This window comes from Chitinophaga pendula (genome assembly GCF_020386615.1).
Lineage (GTDB): Bacteria > Bacteroidota > Bacteroidia > Chitinophagales > Chitinophagaceae > Chitinophaga > Chitinophaga pendula.
Window position 1 is genome coordinate 680,616 of record NZ_CP077769.1, and the last position, 18,495, is coordinate 699,110.

Sequence of the window (18,495 nt, forward strand, 5' to 3'; positions counted from 1 at the left end):
ACATAGTTGGTTACTGAAAGTGCTGCAAGGTAAAGATTGCAGGTTACGCTAAAGTTAACAAAATAAATTATTGGTGGTATGTGTCTTGTGCGTAAATGATCAAAAGCTTTGAAATTCATGCTATTGTTGATTATGGTGGTTATAATGGGGGATGTGAAGAAAATAAAAATGCATTTTTCCGGATTTCTTTTGGGGGTTTTTAAAAAAGCTTACGTCCTCCCGGTATAATACGCATGTAATAGCAATGAAAGAAACCGAAAGGATATATATACTGATGGCCCGGAAGATATCGGGAGTAGCTACTGAGCAGGAGGAGCGGGAGTTGAATGCGATACTTGCTGAGCGGCCGGAGTTGCAATATTCCTTTCATATGATCACGGAATTGGAGGACATGCGGGCGATAGAGGGCTTTACGGAGGAGGAGGAGGAGAAGTTGCAAGCGAAGGGATTGGAGCAGTTGAATGAGCGGATTGCGTTGTTGCCGGAGCAGGAGTCTGTTTCGCCTTATATTATCAGCGGCCGGCGTACGATATGGAAACGGCTGGCGCCGATAGCGGCGGTGGTGTTGTTGTTGGCAGGTATTTACCCGGTGATGCGATATGCTACTAAGGAGTCGCAGCGGATGAATGAGGTGGTAACTACTACGGGGTCGCGTACTTCAGTGATATTGCCGGATGGTACGATGGTGATGCTGAATGCCTGTAGTAAGCTGGAGTACGACATACACGATTTTATGAAAGGCAACCGGGAAGTGACGTTACAGGGGGAGGGTTATTTTGATGTGAAAACGGATGCGGGGCATCCTTTTATTATAAAGGCTGGTCAGGTAGATGTGCGGGTGTTGGGAACGGTATTTAACCTGAAAGCGTATCCGGAGGACGGTATTACGGAGACGACCCTTATCAGTGGTAAGGTGGAGGTGGCACTACTTGGCGGGGAGGAGAAAAAGGTGGTGTTGGCGCCTCAGCAGAAATTATCGGTGAAACATGAACCGGCGGCGGCTACTACGCCTGCTGCTATAGCATATAATGTGACCTCTGTCAAGGGGGCGACGACCGCGGATAGCGTTACCAGGGAAGTAGCCTGGATGACCAACAAATTAGCATTTGAGAATATGAGTTTTGCGCAACTGGCGCGGGAACTCGAACGGTGGTACAATGTGAAAATAAAGTTCCGGAATGACCGGTACAAAGAGGAGCGTCTCAGTGGCGCTTTCAAGGAGCAGCCGGTGGCCGATGTGCTTGCGGCGCTTCAGCTTACATCTTCATTCAGATACAGTATAGATTCATCACAACACATCATTGACATATGGTGATTCATTAAACCGTAAAACAAATTGCATGTATACTTAACCATTTTACCAGGCTAACAGCCGGAAAACTGGAAGTAACAAAGGTGTATCGGATAGCGGCAACTATCCGGCAGTACTGCTTTTGCCTTTACATTCCGGGGGGACAATGAAAATAAGCGATCTAAGCTTCTGTAACACATTCCATCACCTATTTATCTGCCTGCGAACAAAAAAGGGAAGTGCGGCAACACCTCCCTGACAGCAGGTTAAACAATTAGTCGGATCTCATCAATCGACGGGTTCATTATTTAACCTAACTACACAAAATTATGCAAAAAAACTATTTGGGTCCTGTATTTATACCCAGGCAGGGTATAAGGAAACTAATACTGTATATGAAACTTGTCTCCATTTTAATGTGTGTGGCCTTTATGCAGGTAAGTGCGCATAGCTATTCACAGGAAAAGATCAGTCTCGACTATGATAATATTCATATCAGCCGGTTGCTGCATGTCATCGGTAAAAAGAGTGAGTACACCTTTTTATACAAGACGGCTATCCTACCGGATGAGAAGGTTGCTATCCGTGTAAAAGATGCGAGCCTGACGACAGTACTGGATAAGGTGCTGGCGGGTACTACGCTCTCTTACAAGCTGATGCCTAACCGTCTGATCGTTATATTACCGCAAGGTACTACCGTTGCGGATGCCCATGTAAAAGGGCGTGTGAGGGATGAAAGCGGGCAGCCGCTGATCGGTGTGAATGTGCATATTAAAGGGACTACCCGTGGTACGCAGACGGACAGCAAAGGGTACTTTGAGTTGAATGTGCCGGACAATGCGGTACTGGAATTCTCTTACGTCGGCTATGAGCGTAAGGAGCTGGCGGTGTCTGGTACGAGGGACTATGATGTGGTATTGCAACCTAATGCCAGCGGTCTTAACGAGATTGTGGTAGTGGGTTATGGCAAGCAACGTAAGATCAATCTGAGTGGTGCTGTGGATGTGGTATCCGGTAAGGAGCTGGATAGCCGTCCGCTGACGAATGTGAGCTCCGGCTTACAAGGTCTGATCCCCAATCTTAACATCACCCAGAACAATGGTAGTCCGAATGCGGCACCGACGTTTAACATACGCGGTTTTACATCCATCAACGGTGGCGAACCCTTTATACTCGTAGACAACGTGCCGGTGACCATACAGGAGCTGACGCTGGTGAACCCGGCTGATGTGGAAAGTGTGACGGTACTGAAAGATGCGGCAGCAGCCGCCATCTACGGTGCGAGAGCTTCTTTCGGTGTGGTATTGATCACTACCAAAACGGGCCGCAGTGATAAGCTGGCCGTATCCGTAAATGCCAACTATGCCTCTCGTTCTATCGGACGTATTCCCAAGATCATTACTGATCCGCTGGTGACCATGCAGATGAAGCATGAAGCAGCGACGCCATTATATAACCTATATCCTGATGCTGTAAGGGCTTATGCCAAACGCCGCAGTGAAGATCCCTCCCTGCCCGCGGTTATCGTTGATCCTACCAACCCTAATAAATATGCTTATTACGGTACGACCAACTGGCTGAAAGAACTGTATAATGATGCAGCACCTGCTTACTCTGCCAACTTCAACGTGTCCAAGGCAGACAAGAAGCTGAGTTTTTATTTCTCCGGGGAGTATTACAAACAGCAAGGTATGATCAAGTATGGTACGGATGATTTCAGTCGTTATGGTTTGCGGGCGAAAGCTACTTACCAGGTGACCGACAGAATAAAGATCGGTACCAACTCGGTATTCACTAACAATGTGTATGATCGTCCGTACTTCCTGAGTGGAGATTTCTTCCACAATGTGAACAGGACGCCTTCTCTTTCTGTGCCTTACAATCCTGACGGTAGCTTTACACAGGACGGTGCTGCGCTGATCGGTGTGATCCGTGATGGTGGACGTACTAACAGCAACCTGAACGACTACCTGACGACACTGAATGCGGATATCTCGCTGGTGAAGGATGTGTGGGATCTGAAGGGGGATGTTACTTTCCGCCGTACTTCTTCTACGCTTAAATCTTTTGGTTTGCCGGTGCCTTATACTACAGGGCCTGGCCAGGCTATCAGCTATGCGGGATATAATCCATCTTTCTCTTCTAACAACAACCGCATCATGCGTTATAATGTGTATAACGTGTATACGGATTTCCATAAGACATTCCGCGAGAAACATTATCTGCAGGTATTAGCTGGTTTCAACCAGGAGTACCGTTATGAAGATACGATGGCGATAGACCGGAAGAACCTGATCAGCAATACCCTGCCTACCCCGCAGCTGGCCACCGGTAATATCAGCCAGACGGAGAAGGCAACGGAGTGGGCGGTAAGGGGTTTATTTTACCGTGTGAACTATATCTATAATGACAAATACATTGCGGAGTTCAATGGCCGTTACGACGGTACTTCCCGTTTCCCTGCTAAAGACCGCTGGGGTTTCTTTCCTTCGGCTTCCGTTGGTTGGGTAGCATCGAAAGAATCATTCTTCAAGCCGGTGAGCCGTGCTTTGGGTATGGACCTGTTTAAGCTACGTGCTTCTTACGGATCGCTGGGTAACCAGGCGTCTAGCTTTGCATACGGTTATATTCCGCAGTTACCATCCCGCCAGATCAATGTGATCCTGGATGGCGGATTACCGGTGAGTGTGGAAAACCCTATGCCGGTATCCAACTCATTAACGTGGGAGAATATACGCAGTATAAATGGAGGTGTGGACGTATCGTTCTTTAAAGATCGTTTGAACATCAGCTACGACCGTTATGTACGATATACTGACAAGATGCTGGCGCCTGTAAAGGCATTGCCGGCGGTGTTTGGTGCACCTGCCCCCCGTCAGAATGCGGCGGATCTGAAGACGAAAGGATGGGAATTGAGCGTGTCCTGGAATGACCATGTGAAAGTAGCCGGCGATGAGCTGCGTTATGGCGTAAGACTGGCACTCGCCGACTTCCGCACCTTCATCACCCGTTATGATAATCCTGCCAAACTGCTGAAAGATGTAAATGAAGGCAAGGCGTTTTATCCCGGTCAGGAGATCGGGGAGATCTGGGGACTGGAGACGGAAGGATTTTTCCAGAGCCAGGACGAGATTACCAAACATGCCGATCAGACGGCGGTAGGATCGGATGATCAAGGTTATAAGTTTTATGTAGGTGACCTGAAATTCAAAGATCTCAACGGCGACGGTAAAGTGGACTATGGTAAAAATACTGTGGACAATCCCGGCGACCGTCGTGTAATCGGCAACAGTCAGGCAAGGCTGCCTTACAGCGTGGACCTGAACCTGGACTGGAAAGGTTTTGACCTGCGTATGTTCTTCCAAGGTATTGGTAAGCGCGACTGGTATCCTAATCCGGGTAACCACTATTTCTGGGGTATCTATGCACAGCCCTGGACCAATGTGCAGGTACAGAACATGGATCACTGGACGCCAGAGAACCGGGATGCTTATTATCCACGTGTGAAATCTTATATCGCAGAAGATGCCAGTGAGCTGGGCGCTCCCCAGACCCGGTATCTGCAGAATGCTGCTTACCTGCGACTGAAGAACATCACATTGGGTTACAGACTGCCCTCTTCCCTGTTGAAACGTATGCATGTATCCAACTTGCGGGTATACTTCAGTGCGGAGAACGTGTTTACCGTGAGCAAGCTGAAAGCGAATATTGATCCGGAAGGATTGTCCGGCTCAGTATATCCTTTCCAACGTACTTATTCCGGTGGTATCAACCTGAGCTTTTAATGGATCTTAAAACAAGCATCATGCAACAAATGAAACGATATATATACCTGGCCTTGCTGAGTGGATCGATGCTGGCCTGTAACAAAGATTTCTTACAACGTGACCCGATCACCGAGATTGGTACCGGTGCGTTTTTCAATACACCACAGGATCTGGAGACTTATACCAATAGTCTTTACAAAGATCAGCTGACCTATAGTACGGATGATATCAACTCGGATAACATTTCCAGTTATAGTGGAGATGGTGAGATGGACCTGCTGGTAAGAGGTACTATCAATTCGAATACGGTGAAGGGATGGGATGATTTCAATAAACTACGTCGTATCAACTTCATGTTGGAGAATGTAGGTAAGACACAAGGAGATGCTGCTGCTATCAAACATTATATCGGCATCGCCAGGTTCTTCCGTGCATGGTTCTATTACAAAAAGATTGCCCGTTATTCTGATGTGCCCTGGTATAGCCGTTCACTGAATTCGGATGACCAGGAGCTGTATAAAGCAGCTGATCCCCGTAAGGCGGTGGCGGATTCTGTACTGAATGACCTGATCTACGCTGTGGAGAATATCAAGCCGGATGAGGGTAACCGTACCAGGGTATCCAAATGGTCTGCGTTGGCTTTGATGTCGAGGTATTGCCTGTTTGAAGGTACTTTCCGTAAATACCATCCGGAGGTTGAATTAACGGGTGACTATAAACGTTTTCTGGACAAGGCGGTATGGGCCAGCGAGCAGGTGATGAACAGCGGCCGGTTCAGTATATACAATACTGGTAAAGGAGGTGAGGACTACCGCGCCTTATTTGCAAGCAGCACGCTGAATGGTAATAAGGAGATGATACAGTGGCTGGACTTCCAGCAGTCGCTGGGTATCGGTAATAATACGCACAGTGTACTGGGTTGGACCTGGTCATTGAGCCGTAGCCTGGCGGAATCTTACCTGATGAAAGACGGTACGCCATTTACTGCTCAACCCGGTTATGATAAGCTGACATTCGTGCAGATGATGAAGGATCGTGATCCCCGTCTGGCGGAGACGATTGCTCCTCCGGGGTTCTCTCCTGATATGAATGATAAGTTCTACCTGGCTAAGCCCAACCTGGGCGGACTGGACCAGGTGAAGTTCTACCCCCGTATGCCCGCACAGCGTAAGGGCTGGGATGCTAACTATACTGGTCTACCGGTGTTCCGTTATGCAGAAGTATTGCTCAACTATGTGGAGGCTAAAGCGGAAGGCGGCGCTGTATCTCAGGACGATGTGAATAAGACTATTAACCTGTTGCGTCAGCGGGTAATGATGCCTATGCTGGACATGGGGCAGGCGAATGCGGCTAAAGATCCGGTGCTGGCATTGGACTATAAACTCGGTGAAGGCGGTAATGACGGTCTGCGACTGGAGATCCGCCGGGAGCGCCGTGTAGAGCTGGCCTGCGAAGGTTTCCGTTTTGAGGACCTGAACCGTTGGGCAGCAGGTAACTTGTTTGAAAAAGCGCAGCAAGGTATGTATGTACCTGCACTCGGTGCGTTGGATATCAGCGGAGACGGTAAAGCGGATATTGCGATCCTGGCATCTCCTAACGATGAATCTCCACTGAACGGCATGCCTGAATCAGAGCGGAATGCACTCTCCAAGTTTTACCTGAAAGACAAAGACGGTAAGAACAACAACTTTTACCTGACAAACGGCAACTCCGGTTTCATTGCTTTTGCGCGTGACCGTGACCAGCCCAGGACATTTATTGCACCGAAATATTACTATCGACCGATCCCGATGGAGCAGCTGGTGCTGAATAAAAACCTGCAACAGCCGAAAGACTGGCGTTAACAGCAAGTATATGTATATATAGAACAGTGAAACAATCCCTTATGTGAACAAGTAAAGTATGCAGCCTGCCTTATGGTGGGTTGCATCTTTATTTTTGGCGGAAATTATCAGTGAACAGTATAAATGAAGAATGATATGAAACAACTTGTATTATGGATGTTGCTGTGTACGGCTGCCGGGACAGCGACGGCACAAGGATATACCGGGAGGGTGTATCAGGACCGTAATGGTAATGGTGTATTTGATGCCGGGGAGCCCGGGCTTGGCGGTGTAAAAGTATCGAATGGCCTGGATGTAGTGTTGACTGCTGCGGACGGTGCTTACACCCTTCCGGAATATGGGAAGGCCAGATTTATTTTCATCAGCACGCCGGCAGGGTATCGTTTCAGCAAATCCTTTTATACGCGCATTGGTACGGGCAACACGTCCTATGATTTTGGCGTACAAACGGTAGGTGCTGCAGCAGCAGGCGGACGGGCAAGGTTCGTACGGATGACGGACACAGAGACATTCCGCTATGGGCAATGGGCGACGGATATCAAAAACTATGTGCGTAACGAAGGCGCTGATTTTCTGATACATACTGGTGATATCTGTTATGAAAAAGGACTGCAGTTCCATGCACAGCAGATCAATACGGAGACGATGGGAGTGCCTACCTATTACTGTATCGGTAATCATGACCTGGTGAAGGGAGCCTATGGGGAGGAATTATATGAATCGTTGTTCGGCCCAGTGTATTATTCCTTTGATGTAGGAGATGTGCACTTCGTAGTGACGCCGATGTTGTACGGTGATTACAAGGCATCTTATACGGCAGCAGATGTATATAACTGGTTGCAGAAAGACCTGGCGCTAATGGATAAGCAACAATCACTGGTGTTATTCAATCATGATCTGCTGACTTACGATAGTGTGTTTCTGTACAAAAACGGGAAGGGGGGAGCGATCAATCTGAATGATCATCAGTTGAAGGCCTGGATATATGGGCATTGGCATAACAATTTTTCGCGGGTGCACGGCAACAGCAATATTCGTTCGATATGTGCAGGCCCTGCTGCTGACGGTGGGATCGATAATGCGGCCAGCAATTTTGATGTGATCACTGTGGGACAGCAAGGGGTGGAGCAGGTACAACGACGCTATACCTATGTAGACAACCAACTGACAGTGTTGTCTCCTACCGCGACAGGGGTAGCTATGCAAGGGGATAGTCTTACGATCAGTGTGAATGCTTATCATACGGCTAGCGTGGTGAAGGCGGTGCATTACCGGTTGTATGACAGCAAGGGGCAGTTGCGTCAGCAGGTGGCGTTGAAGCCGGTGACGGACTGGAACTGGCAGGCACGTATTGCATTGCCTGCGAACTATCTTTCGGTTGTATTCAATGGTCAGGCGACGGCGACTTTCAGCAATGGGAAGGTGTTGTTTGCCAGTGATACATTCCGGGTTAACAGACCTAAAGGGGTTGCTGCAGGTGAATGGACCACTATGTTGGGGAATGCCTTACGTAATGCAAAGGCAGACCGTACGGGTTGGGTGCAGCCAAAACTCTTGTGGATGAACAATGCCGGGGGACATATCTGGAAGGGGGCGCCGGTCTATGCAGCCGGTAAAGTATTTGTGGCCACTATTGACGATGAAGAGAATAAAAATTGTGGTATTACGGCCTTGGATGCCCGTACCGGACAGGTTAGCTGGCATTATAAAACGCGTAACTCTATCAAGCAAGCCATCTCCTGCAGCGAAGGTGTTGTATTGGGTACCGATGCGGAAGGCATTACTTATGCGTTGCGTGCTGCCGATGGTCATCTTTTATGGAAAAGCAATACGCTGATGCAGTCACTGGCGGTATATGATGGCGGTGGTGTTGTGAAAGACGGGATCTATTACACGGGTTCTGGTAACTATATGCAAGCATTCCGTATCTCCAATGGGGAGGTGTTGTGGACGAATAAGGAGTGGAAAGGAGGGGAAGGTACGCCTGCGGCAATGGCTATACAAGATAACTTATTGGTGACAGGCGCTAACTGGCAGAGTTTGTTCGGTCATGATATTCGTACCGGTCAGCTGTTGTGGAAGCGCAGCGATGAGGGGTTACGTTTCCGCAGTGGTGGGGCTTCCTTTTATGACAAGCAGGTATATGTAACCGGTATCAATAAGTTGCATGTGATCGATGCGATGTCCGGGGAGACGAAGGACAGCATCCCGGTACCTTATGCGCTGAAAACGATGACGGCGCCGGTGGTGACGGATCGGCACATTGTTTTGTGTACGGCGGAGCAGGGTATTATGGCGTATGACCGGCAATCGAAACAGCTGAGCTGGACGTTTCGTCCGGAAGAGGCGTTATTCTATTCGGCCCCCTATACCTTGTATCCTGCGGCGACGGTGGAAGCTACGCCGGTACGTGTAGGAGACAAGCTGGTAGTGGGGGCATCGGACGGCTACTTGTATGTGCTGGAGGCTGGTAGCGGAAAGGTAAGTGCCAGGTATCATTTTGGAAGCCCGGTACTTGCCGAGGTAGCGGTGAGTGGTAATCTGCTTTTTGCAGCAGATTTTGCCGGTAATGTGGCGGCATTTGTGTTATAAACCTACTATTCCTATCTTATATGCCTTTGATAAGGCGGAGTTTTCACTCCGCCTTTTTTGTGCGTGAGATACAGGAATGCTATACGAATGTTATAGGAGAACTATAGGAAAGGTGGACGTGAGATATAGGGGAAGATACAAGTGGTTGATAATGAACGGGGTATTGTACACAGGTACAATACCCCGTTTTTATTGGTATTAGAATTTGAACGCCAGTTTACTAAAGAAGGTGGTGCCATTGAAGCCCATTTGTACAGGTTCGTAGGGACCTCCGGAGTCGGTAAGGACGGCATCTTGTCTGTTGGGCAATACGTTGAACAGGTTGCTGCCGCCGATCACCAGGGTCACGACTTTACCGAATTGGTATCCGAGGGAAAGGTCGGTGGTGATACGAGGGTCGAATGTATCATAGTCGCCGTTATAATCGATCAGTTTCACCCTGTCGAATCGTACGAAGCGGAGGTTGGCGTTAAAGCTGCGGAAGCGATAATCAAGGGTGAGGTTGAGTTTACTTGGCGGGGCGGATGCCAGCAGGAAGGCTTCTTCTCTTTTGCTGAAGTAGACATCTTCCCGGCCGACGAGTTTGGGGGCGGTTTTGATCCTGCCTGTTTCCAGCCGGTTGAAGTTGGCAGCGAAGCTGGCATTAAAGCTATGCGGTCCGAAGAATTTGGACCAGGTGATGATGGCATCCACTCCCAGGGTTTTGGTATCGAGTGCGTTGGAGAAGAATTTAACGACACTGACGTTGAGCTTTTCCAGTTCATTTTTTATTTCGGGAGCGGATTCTGCGTTGAAGTCGCCGGTGAGTACGATACGGTCCTGGATCTTCACATAATATCCATCAATCGTGATACTCAGGCCTTTGGCCGGGCGGGAGGTGATACCGAAGCTGGCGTTGAGGGCTTTTTCCTGTTTGAGGGGATCTACGCCCAGTACGCGGGTGATATTACTGTTGTTGCGTGCCAGCAGGTTATCTACAGATTTGCCGGCTACGACGTTGGTGTAGGCGGTATTAAAGTATATCTGGGCCAGGGACGGTGCGCGGAAGCCGGTGCTGACGGAGCCACGGAATGCTAGGGCTTTGGATACTTCGAATCGGGCTGCCAGTTTGCCGTTGATGGTATTACCGAAGTCATTATACCTTTCAAATCGGGCAGCGGCATCTACCATGAAACGTTTGGAAAAATTGAATTCAGCATCTACATAAACGCCCAGGTTGGTGCGGTATTCATCGACCTGATTAGCCGGTTGGAAGCCAGGGAATCCTTGTGCACCAGCTGCTTTATAGACGGTGTCGACGCCGCCGGAGGAGTTGGGGACCAGGTCGTATGTACCATATGCTTTCCAGGAAGCTTCTTCGCCGGCGAAGATCTTATAGTGTTCGGTGCGGAATTCGGTACCGAAGGCGATGTTGGTACCACCTGCCAGTACTTTGTCGAAGAAGCGAGTGAAGTGCAGGCCGGTGGTATTCTGATCCAGCTGGAAGCCACCTGCATCAAAGCGGGAGGGGGACTGTTCCAGTAAGGAGCTGTTAAGTGTTTTTTCTACATAGTAGTGGAAGCGGTTGGAGCCGAAGGTATTGTTGAAGTCGACGTTCCATCCTTTCAGCAAGCCGCGGATACCTACGGAGAGGGAGCGGTCACCGATATTGGATACGATCTGGGGATCGAAGCCATTGGGGTAGATGCTGGGAATATTTTTAGGATCGTCTTTATAACGCGTGAAAGCATAGGCGTTACCATAGCGCTGGTTATAGCCACCGAAGCTGTATATCTCTGTATTTTGTGTCAGGGGGATGCGGGCGTTGAACATGGCGGAGTAGTTTTCCATGAGGGCATCGCCGTAGAAGCGGCGGGGTACGTTGCCTTCGCCTACTTTGTTAGGGTCATCGGCGCGGTTGGTACGGCCGCGGTAGAGGTAGTCGCCGGTGACATTGACAAAACCACCCCCTCCTATTTTGAAGCCATAGTTGCCGTTAAACCCGATGTTCTGTCCATCTCCTTTGGAGGTAACGGCCCCGTTGATATTACCGGAGAATTCATCTACGGATGATTTCAGTACGATATTGATAACCCCTGCGATGGCATCGGAGCCATATTGTGCGGAGGCGCCATCGCGTAATATTTCGATACGTTCGATGGCGGCGGCGGGTATGGTGTTGAGGTCCGTACCGGTATTACCACGGCCTCTGGTACCAAAGAGGTTGACCAATGAGGATTGGTGTCTGCGTTTGCCATTGATGAGTACGAGGGTCTGATCGGGACCGAGGCCGCGCAGGGATGCCGGATCGACATGGTCGGCGCCATCGGAACCTGTTTGCCGGTTGGAGTTGAAGGAAGGCGCTGCAAACTGCATGAGTTGGTTGAGGTCTACCTGTCCGACTGAATTGGTGATCCTGGATATTGGGATGATATCGATGGGCACTGGTGTTTGGGTGGCGGAGCGGTTGAGATTACGGCTACCTACTACTTCCACTCCCTGGATGGCGGTAGCTTCACTCTGGAGTGTGATCTGCAGTTCGCTTTTGCCGGCTACCGGCACTTCCTGTGTAACATATCCCAGGGCACGGAATACCAGGAGGGCTTTGCCATTGGAAGCGGTGAACTGGAAAGATCCATCGGGAGAGGAGCTGGTACCTTTATTCGTACCTTTTTCGAATACGCTAACACCAGGTAGCGCAGTACCGGTGTTGTCGATGATCTTTCCCTTTACCAGATGTTGGGCATATAAAAGCGGGGCCGTCCACAAAAGACAACAAATGACTAACAGGCATTTTTTCATAAGGGGCATGAAGGTTTTAAATTTAGATAGAATGAGATACGGTATTAGATTTTGGTCTATGATGTGGTGCTTGGTCTATTGGGTGTACGATAGTTGGCACACACGGGTATAAATATATACTTTTTTGTGATAACAGGCGGTCGGGGTGGGAGAAGAAGGAGGGTTGCTTTTAGGTATATTTGTAAGGAAAAAAAGTGTATCGTTCATGAGGAAGGAAAATTCAACCAATTCGCTGAACCGGCAGTTGCTGCTGCGGTATTGTGGGATGACTTATGCTATTGGGTTGATCGGAGGGCGGTGGAAGCCATCTATTCTGATGTCTTTGCTGGAAGGTAAACTTCGTTATAGTGAGATCAGAAAGGTGATACCTGGTGTTTCTGAGCGGGTATTGGTGTTGCAGTTGCGGGAGTTGGAAAGGGATGGGCTTATACACCGGATTGTTTATCCTGCGGTGCCACCTAAATCGGAATATGAGCTGACGGAAGAGGGGATGTCTATGCGACCTATGCTGGAAGCGATTGCGGAATGGGGGATCTCACATCGCCCGGATCATGAAGGGGCGGATTGATAAAAGTCGGTATTTTTTGATTGTTGACCCGGTATGTTGGCGAGCTGACTGCTGTTTATTTACATTTATAGCAATATTATCACTTCGTAATTATTTGAAAATAAGTTGATTGTTATTTATTGTCAGATATTAATTGGTATTTCGGGAAAAACCGATATAACTTTGTAGTATGGATCAATTGGAGATTTTTAAGGCTTTGTCCAACAAGACCCGTTTACAGATATTGCAATGGTTGAAGGAGCCAGACGTACATTTTCCTCCATGTCCGGGAGATCTAGATAACCGGACGCAGGGGGTGTGTGTAGGGTATATTCAGCAGAAGACGGGATTGACACAGTCTACGATATCCGAGTATTTGTCCATGTTGCAGAAGGCGGGTCTGCTTACTGCCACCCGGGTAGGGCAGTGGACCTATTACAAGAGGAATGAGGCCGCCTTTGCAGCGTTAAGCGAAATTATCAGATTGGACATTTAAAACGTAAAAATCAATGAGTACGAATATTTTGTTTGAGCCCATACATATAAAGTCGTTACGACTTCGTAACCGTATTGTGATGGCCCCTATGACCCGTTCTTTTTCTCCCGGTGGGGTACCGGGCAAGGATGTGGCGGCTTATTATGCCCGTCGTGCGAAAGGAAATGTGGGATTGATATTATCTGAAGGTACGGTAATATCGCGGCCTTCTTCATCGAATGATCCTAATATACCTCACTTTTATGGGGAAGCTGCTTTAGCTGGCTGGGAGGAAGTGATATCCGACGTACATGCAGGAGGAGGCGCTATGGGACCGCAATTGTGGCATATGGGGGTGGTGATTAATCATCATTCAGGATGGTTGCCGCCGGTGCCTTTTGAAGGACCATCGGGGTTGTTGGGTACCGGAGAGAAAAATGGAGAGGCGATGACGGATGCGGCTATTGCGGATGCGATTGCGGCTTTTGGGAAAGCCGCGGCGGATACGAAGCGACTAGGATTTGACTGCCTGGAGCTGCACGGTGCGCATGCTTACCTGATCGATCAGTTTTTCTGGGATAAGACGAACCGGCGTAATGATGTATGGGGAGGGGATACTTTGACGGCACGCAGTCGTTTTGCTACAGCTGTGCTGGAAGAGGTGAGAAAGCAGGTAGGCCCTGGCTTCCCGGTAATATTACGGTTATCACAATGGAAGCCTACAGACTATACTAACAAGCTTGCACATACGCCACAGGAGCTGGAGGCATGGTTGACGGTATTGGCGGATGCTGGGGTGGATATTTTCCACTGTTCACAGCGCCGTTTCTGGGAGCCGGAATTTGAAGGATCGGATCTGAACTTTGCTGGCTGGGCGAAGAAGCTGACGGGCAAACCAACTATTACGGTGGGATCTGTGGGATTATCCGGGGACTTTAATGCGGCCTTTAAGGGAGACAGTTCAGTACCTACGCCATTGGATGAGTTATTACGTCGGCTGGACCGGGGAGATTTTGACCTGGTGGCGGTAGGACGGGCGTTACTGGCAGATCCGGAGTGGGTGAACAAGGTGGCAGACAACCGGTCGGAGGAGCTGATCGGATTCAGCCGGGATGCATTTGGTCGTTTAGTATAGATGATCAGGGATCAGCAGATGATTAAAATTAACAATTGATGAAAGAAACGACATTATCCGTACTTGAATTAGCTACGGTAGTTGAAAACGGGACTATGGCTACCGCTATTGAAGGAGCGGTGGCGGTCGCCCAGCAAGCGGAAGCGCTTGGATATAAAAGGTTATGGCTGGCAGAGCACCACAATATGCCATATATTGCCAGTTCGGCTACGTCGGTGTTGATCGGACATGTGGCTGGTAAGACGACGCATATACGTGTAGGGTCTGGTGGAATTATGTTGCCTAACCATTCCCCGTTGGTGATAGCGGAGCAATTTGGTACGCTGGAGACGCTTTATCCCGGTCGTATAGACTTGGGATTGGGCCGGGCGCCAGGTACAGATCAGCTGACGGCGCGTGCTTTGCGTAAGTTGAATATGACGGTGGAATATAATTTTCATGCTGCCATTAAAGAGCTACAGACTTATTTCAGTGCAGAGAACCGGGATGCCAAGGTGCGGGCTTTTCCTGGGGAAGGGCTGGATATTCCGTTATGGATACTCGGATCAAGTACGGATAGTGCCTATCTGGCTGCGGAGTTGGGTTTGCCTTATGCATTTGCTTCTCACTTTGCGCCTGCGCAGCTACGCACGGCGATCGATATTTACAGGAGAAATTTTAAACCATCGGCTGTATTGTCAGCGCCTTATGTATTGGCTTGTGTGAATGTGATAGCAGCGGATACAGATAAGGAAGCTGTTTTCCTTTCTACGAGCCTGTACCGGTTATTCCTGGGGATCATTACGGATGCCCGTCAGCCATTGCAGCCTCCCGGCGCGTTACCAGCCACTTTTGATCATCCGGAGGTACAACGTATGGTAAATAACATGATGGCCTGTACGTTTGTCGGTGGCGTAGCTACTTTACGTCAGGACCTACATACGTTTATTGCTGAAACAGGCATTGACGAGTTGATGGTCGCCAGTCATATTTATGACCGGGAGGCGAAGATGAAATCGTATGCGTTACTGAAGGAAGCGCTGACTACATGAGGTAGATAACTTTGACGTATAAACGGCAGGATAAAATATAGTCATCCTTTCAAGTGTGGAAAAAGAACGGGTAATAATCGTGTAGATTGTTACCCGTTTTTATTATATTTGGAATAGCCTATTAAAGGTTGTCAATTATAGAGCACGGAGAAATACTCCCTATAGGTATATGTGATTCCCATTTTTGTTTAACTGATTATTATCCTGAGATATGAGAGCATGCCAATTGTTAGCGCACATAGTAGGTTAAATACGACTATTCCGGTACCTTTTTATTAGCGACATTTTTGTTTCCCGGATCATATCTTATGTGTATTACGTATACGCAGGTACGAATATGTTTTTATTGCATAACCCTACCATAAAAAATCCAAGTATGAGAAAAATCTATTTGTTAACTGGTGCACTGGCCTTTTTATTCTTTTCCTGTAAGAAAAATGCGGAGAAAGAGGTGGGCCCTGAGTTGAACACTACGTTAACTGCTGAGCAAAACAACCAGGACAAGACGGTGTTTGCCCGTACGTTTGCCCGGGCCTTGTCCAACCCGGAAGTTCGTTCCTTACTGAAACAAGAGGCACTTAAACAATTTGACCATGATTACGATGTATTGTATGATGTGGCCAGAGAGCTGACCACTGCATCCGGAAAGAGCCTACATGAGTTGATCGCTGGTTATGCGGAAGATCCGGCTGCATTCGATGCGATCATTCAACGGCAGCCGCTATTGACCATTTATGTACCTAAACTTGACAAATTCAATGCTGCGGGCTGGGATATAGCTGCCCAGGTACCGATAGTGGCGGTACGAAACATTGAGGATGCCAAAGCAGGTAAGCCATTATTAGCTTACAATGCGGAAGGACGTCAGATAATGATGAGTTATGCGGCGAGTGGCGATGCTCCTGTGGTGGTAGTAAAGGAAAATGAGCGTGTCACGGCATTGCGCACCGGTGGGGTACAAGGTAACATGCGGCAGCATTCCGGCAATACGTATAAGTTCATTGATGCTGCTTTTGATAATATTACCGGCAAGGATGGATCCGGTAAATTTCGGGAAGCAGATGGTCGTCCTGTAAGGGGAGGCGGTACCGGCGATACGACTACCTATGTAGACAACTCTCACCAGATCAGTTCTCCTGCGGTGAGATATGCTTATGAGAAGAGGCTGACCAGTCAGCGGGATTATGTATACTACGGTATTGACCCAAGTAATAACATTGATTCCGGTCGTTTTAAAAATCAGTATGCGGAGCATATTGTATCGATAGAAATGGAGGATGAGGCAGCGTTGAAGAAGATCACGGATGACTGGACGGAAGGTAACCTGGAGATTGTGGTGAATGTACTGATGTTGGCCCGTGACGGTGCTGGTATCACGGTTAAAAAAGGTATCAATTGTACGGTTGACAATCTTAAACACAAACCCGGCACTCCGCGTCCGGCGAATTACAGGGCGGATGGTATCCTGGAATATACGCTGCCAAATCCTTTGGAAATAGACGGATGGGATGCTTATAAATACGGGGATAAATGGAAGTTTGTGGTGTCTGAATTCGATCCTGGTACAGAGACCACGACGACGACTAGTGTAAGTTCTGAGTATAGCAGTAACTTCAATGCGAATGCGGGAGTGGAGTTGTTTGGTATCCTGAAGATAGGAATAGGTGGTGGTACGTCCAATAAGGAGACGAAGACCACGACTGTGACGATCAAATCGACGAACATTTCTGATGATCTGTATGAGGGGATATTGAATTTTTATACGCCGGTTTATTCCCGTATTACGGAGACGAGACCAGGCAGAGGGGGGAGCGGTCCCAGCACTGTTATCCTACCCAAGGTGTATACGGTAAATACCGGGCTGATCCGTTTACGGATAGAGCCGTTGCCTCGTTATTGATAATAGACTGTTACACGATAAATGAAAGCGGGCCACCGTCTGAAGCAATATCGGAAGGTGGCCCGTTTCGTTGTTACCGATGGTTTGTTTGAGAATATGTTGTGGTGATGTTGGAAAGATTAGATATGTATGCCATGTACCAGCAGTTGTTTCCATTTAGGGTTGCTGCGTACATAGGCGGCTACTTTGCGGCTGGTAGGGACCATTTTCACGTTTTGAGCGGATATTTCCTCCATCACTTTTTCGAACAGCAGGGGTGTTACGCCTTTTTCTTCCAAGGTAGCTGGTACTTCAGCACCGGTGAGGAAAATTTTATTACCGTTCTTTTCATAAATAACCTTTGCAAGTTGCCCATTGATGCGAGCTTCAAATTGCTTGGCTTCTTTATTGTCAACGATCTCGAAGTTTTTAGACATGATATATCCTTTTGTTTAGATTTATTGTAAATCAATGTTTTGTAGGGTTGTAACAAGTCGGGCTGCAATAGGGAAGACGCAATACTAAGCTGCAGCTATGTAAGAAGTGGTGTAAACCGGGTGCAAAGATACGGAAAAATGCTAAAATAATGGCTTAAGACTTTTTGAGGGGGTACAGGCGTCTATGGGAGCGGGATATGAAGTGTGCAGGAAGGAAATATGGCACCTTCTTTGAAGAAGAGATACAGGCCGTTGCGCCTGCTTAAAATCAACGCTTCATTCACTCACTTAATTACAAGACCATATGAAGTTAATTGCATTACTTCCATTGTTCATCGCAGGGATAGGTGTCTCAACTTTATCCAGCTGCAAAAAGGAAACCGTTCAAAATGTTGTTGTTCCCAACCAGACCATTTACAAAACGATCAATACGGGAGATTGGAAGTTTGATAACCAAACGAAGACTTACTATGTAGATTTTGCCGTATCTCAGATTACCAGGGATGTGAATGATATTGATGCAGTGATTGTGTATATATCAGGTGGCAGTAGTATTTTCGAAGCTATCCCGAGTACTTATCAGAACAAATCTTATACTTATACGCACCAGCCGGGACAGTTGTCTATAGAGATCTCCCAGCCAGGTGGCGGTACTGCCAATCCGCCGACAGTGGCTATACAGGTAAAGATTGTGATTGTGCAGTCGTCTAACTGAT

12 protein-coding genes are annotated in these 18,495 nt (G+C 48.2%); 10 read left to right on the forward strand and 2 right to left on the reverse strand.

Going from position 1 to position 18,495, the window contains the following annotated elements:
* Nucleotides 1-244: 244 nt before the first annotated feature.
* The 4 genes from KTO58_RS02790 to KTO58_RS02805 all read left to right on the forward strand — a co-directional run bounded on the left by KTO58_RS02790 (nt 245) and on the right by KTO58_RS02805 (nt 9,494).
* Nucleotides 245-1,315 (forward strand): FecR family protein, encoded by a 1,071-nt coding sequence (locus KTO58_RS02790; RefSeq protein ID WP_095840847.1) that lies wholly within the window; start codon nt 245-247, stop codon nt 1,313-1,315.
* A 371-nt stretch (nt 1,316-1,686) separates the two neighbouring features.
* Nucleotides 1,687-5,076, forward strand: coding sequence for a SusC/RagA family TonB-linked outer membrane protein (locus KTO58_RS02795; RefSeq protein WP_198315043.1), 3,390 nt, complete (start codon nt 1,687-1,689; stop codon nt 5,074-5,076).
* 20 nt (nt 5,077-5,096) lie between these two features.
* Nucleotides 5,097-6,902 (forward strand): RagB/SusD family nutrient uptake outer membrane protein, encoded by a 1,806-nt coding sequence (locus KTO58_RS02800; protein WP_095841736.1) that lies wholly within the window; start codon nt 5,097-5,099, stop codon nt 6,900-6,902.
* Between the two features lie 135 nt (nt 6,903-7,037).
* The gene (locus KTO58_RS02805; protein ID WP_225860026.1) at nt 7,038-9,494 is read left to right on the forward strand and encodes an outer membrane protein assembly factor BamB family protein; all 2,457 of its coding nucleotides are present in this window, start codon (nt 7,038-7,040) and stop codon (nt 9,492-9,494) included.
* A 198-nt stretch (nt 9,495-9,692) separates the two neighbouring features.
* On the opposite strand, the gene KTO58_RS02810 is transcribed toward KTO58_RS02805, so the two are convergent.
* On the reverse strand, nt 9,693-12,275 hold the full coding sequence (locus KTO58_RS02810; protein WP_095840845.1) for a TonB-dependent receptor: 2,583 nt from the start codon (nt 12,273-12,275) through the stop codon (nt 9,693-9,695).
* 205 nt (nt 12,276-12,480) lie between these two features.
* Here KTO58_RS02810 and KTO58_RS02815 point away from each other — a divergent pair, with 205 nt between their 5' ends.
* From KTO58_RS02815 to KTO58_RS02835, 5 genes are all read left to right on the forward strand, one after another.
* Entirely contained in the window at nt 12,481-12,843 is a 363-nt protein-coding gene (locus KTO58_RS02815; protein WP_095841735.1) for a winged helix-turn-helix transcriptional regulator, read from the forward strand.
* A 169-nt stretch (nt 12,844-13,012) separates the two neighbouring features.
* Nucleotides 13,013-13,318, forward strand: coding sequence for an ArsR/SmtB family transcription factor (locus KTO58_RS02820; RefSeq protein ID WP_095840844.1), 306 nt, complete (start codon nt 13,013-13,015; stop codon nt 13,316-13,318).
* Nucleotides 13,319-13,331: 13 nt separating this feature from the next.
* Nucleotides 13,332-14,432 (forward strand): NADH:flavin oxidoreductase, encoded by a 1,101-nt coding sequence (locus KTO58_RS02825; RefSeq protein ID WP_095840843.1) that lies wholly within the window; start codon nt 13,332-13,334, stop codon nt 14,430-14,432.
* 38 nt (nt 14,433-14,470) lie between these two features.
* Nucleotides 14,471-15,463, forward strand: coding sequence for an LLM class flavin-dependent oxidoreductase (locus KTO58_RS02830; protein WP_095840842.1), 993 nt, complete (start codon nt 14,471-14,473; stop codon nt 15,461-15,463).
* Nucleotides 15,464-15,839: 376 nt separating this feature from the next.
* A complete protein-coding gene (locus KTO58_RS02835; protein WP_157753226.1) occupies nt 15,840-17,363 on the forward strand; it encodes a hypothetical protein in 1,524 nt (507 codons plus the stop codon).
* Between the two features lie 119 nt (nt 17,364-17,482).
* Here the strand turns inward: KTO58_RS02835 and KTO58_RS02840 are convergent, their stop codons facing one another.
* Nucleotides 17,483-17,779, reverse strand: a complete 297-nt coding sequence (locus KTO58_RS02840; RefSeq protein ID WP_095840840.1) for a GNAT family N-acetyltransferase — start codon at nt 17,777-17,779, stop codon at nt 17,483-17,485.
* Nucleotides 17,780-18,083: 304 nt separating this feature from the next.
* On the opposite strand from KTO58_RS02840, the gene KTO58_RS02845 reads away from it, so the two are divergent.
* Complete coding sequence (locus tag KTO58_RS02845; RefSeq protein WP_095840839.1) at nt 18,084-18,494, forward strand: hypothetical protein; 411 nt, start codon at nt 18,084-18,086, stop codon at nt 18,492-18,494.
* The last annotated feature ends 1 nt before the right edge of the window (nt 18,495 follow it).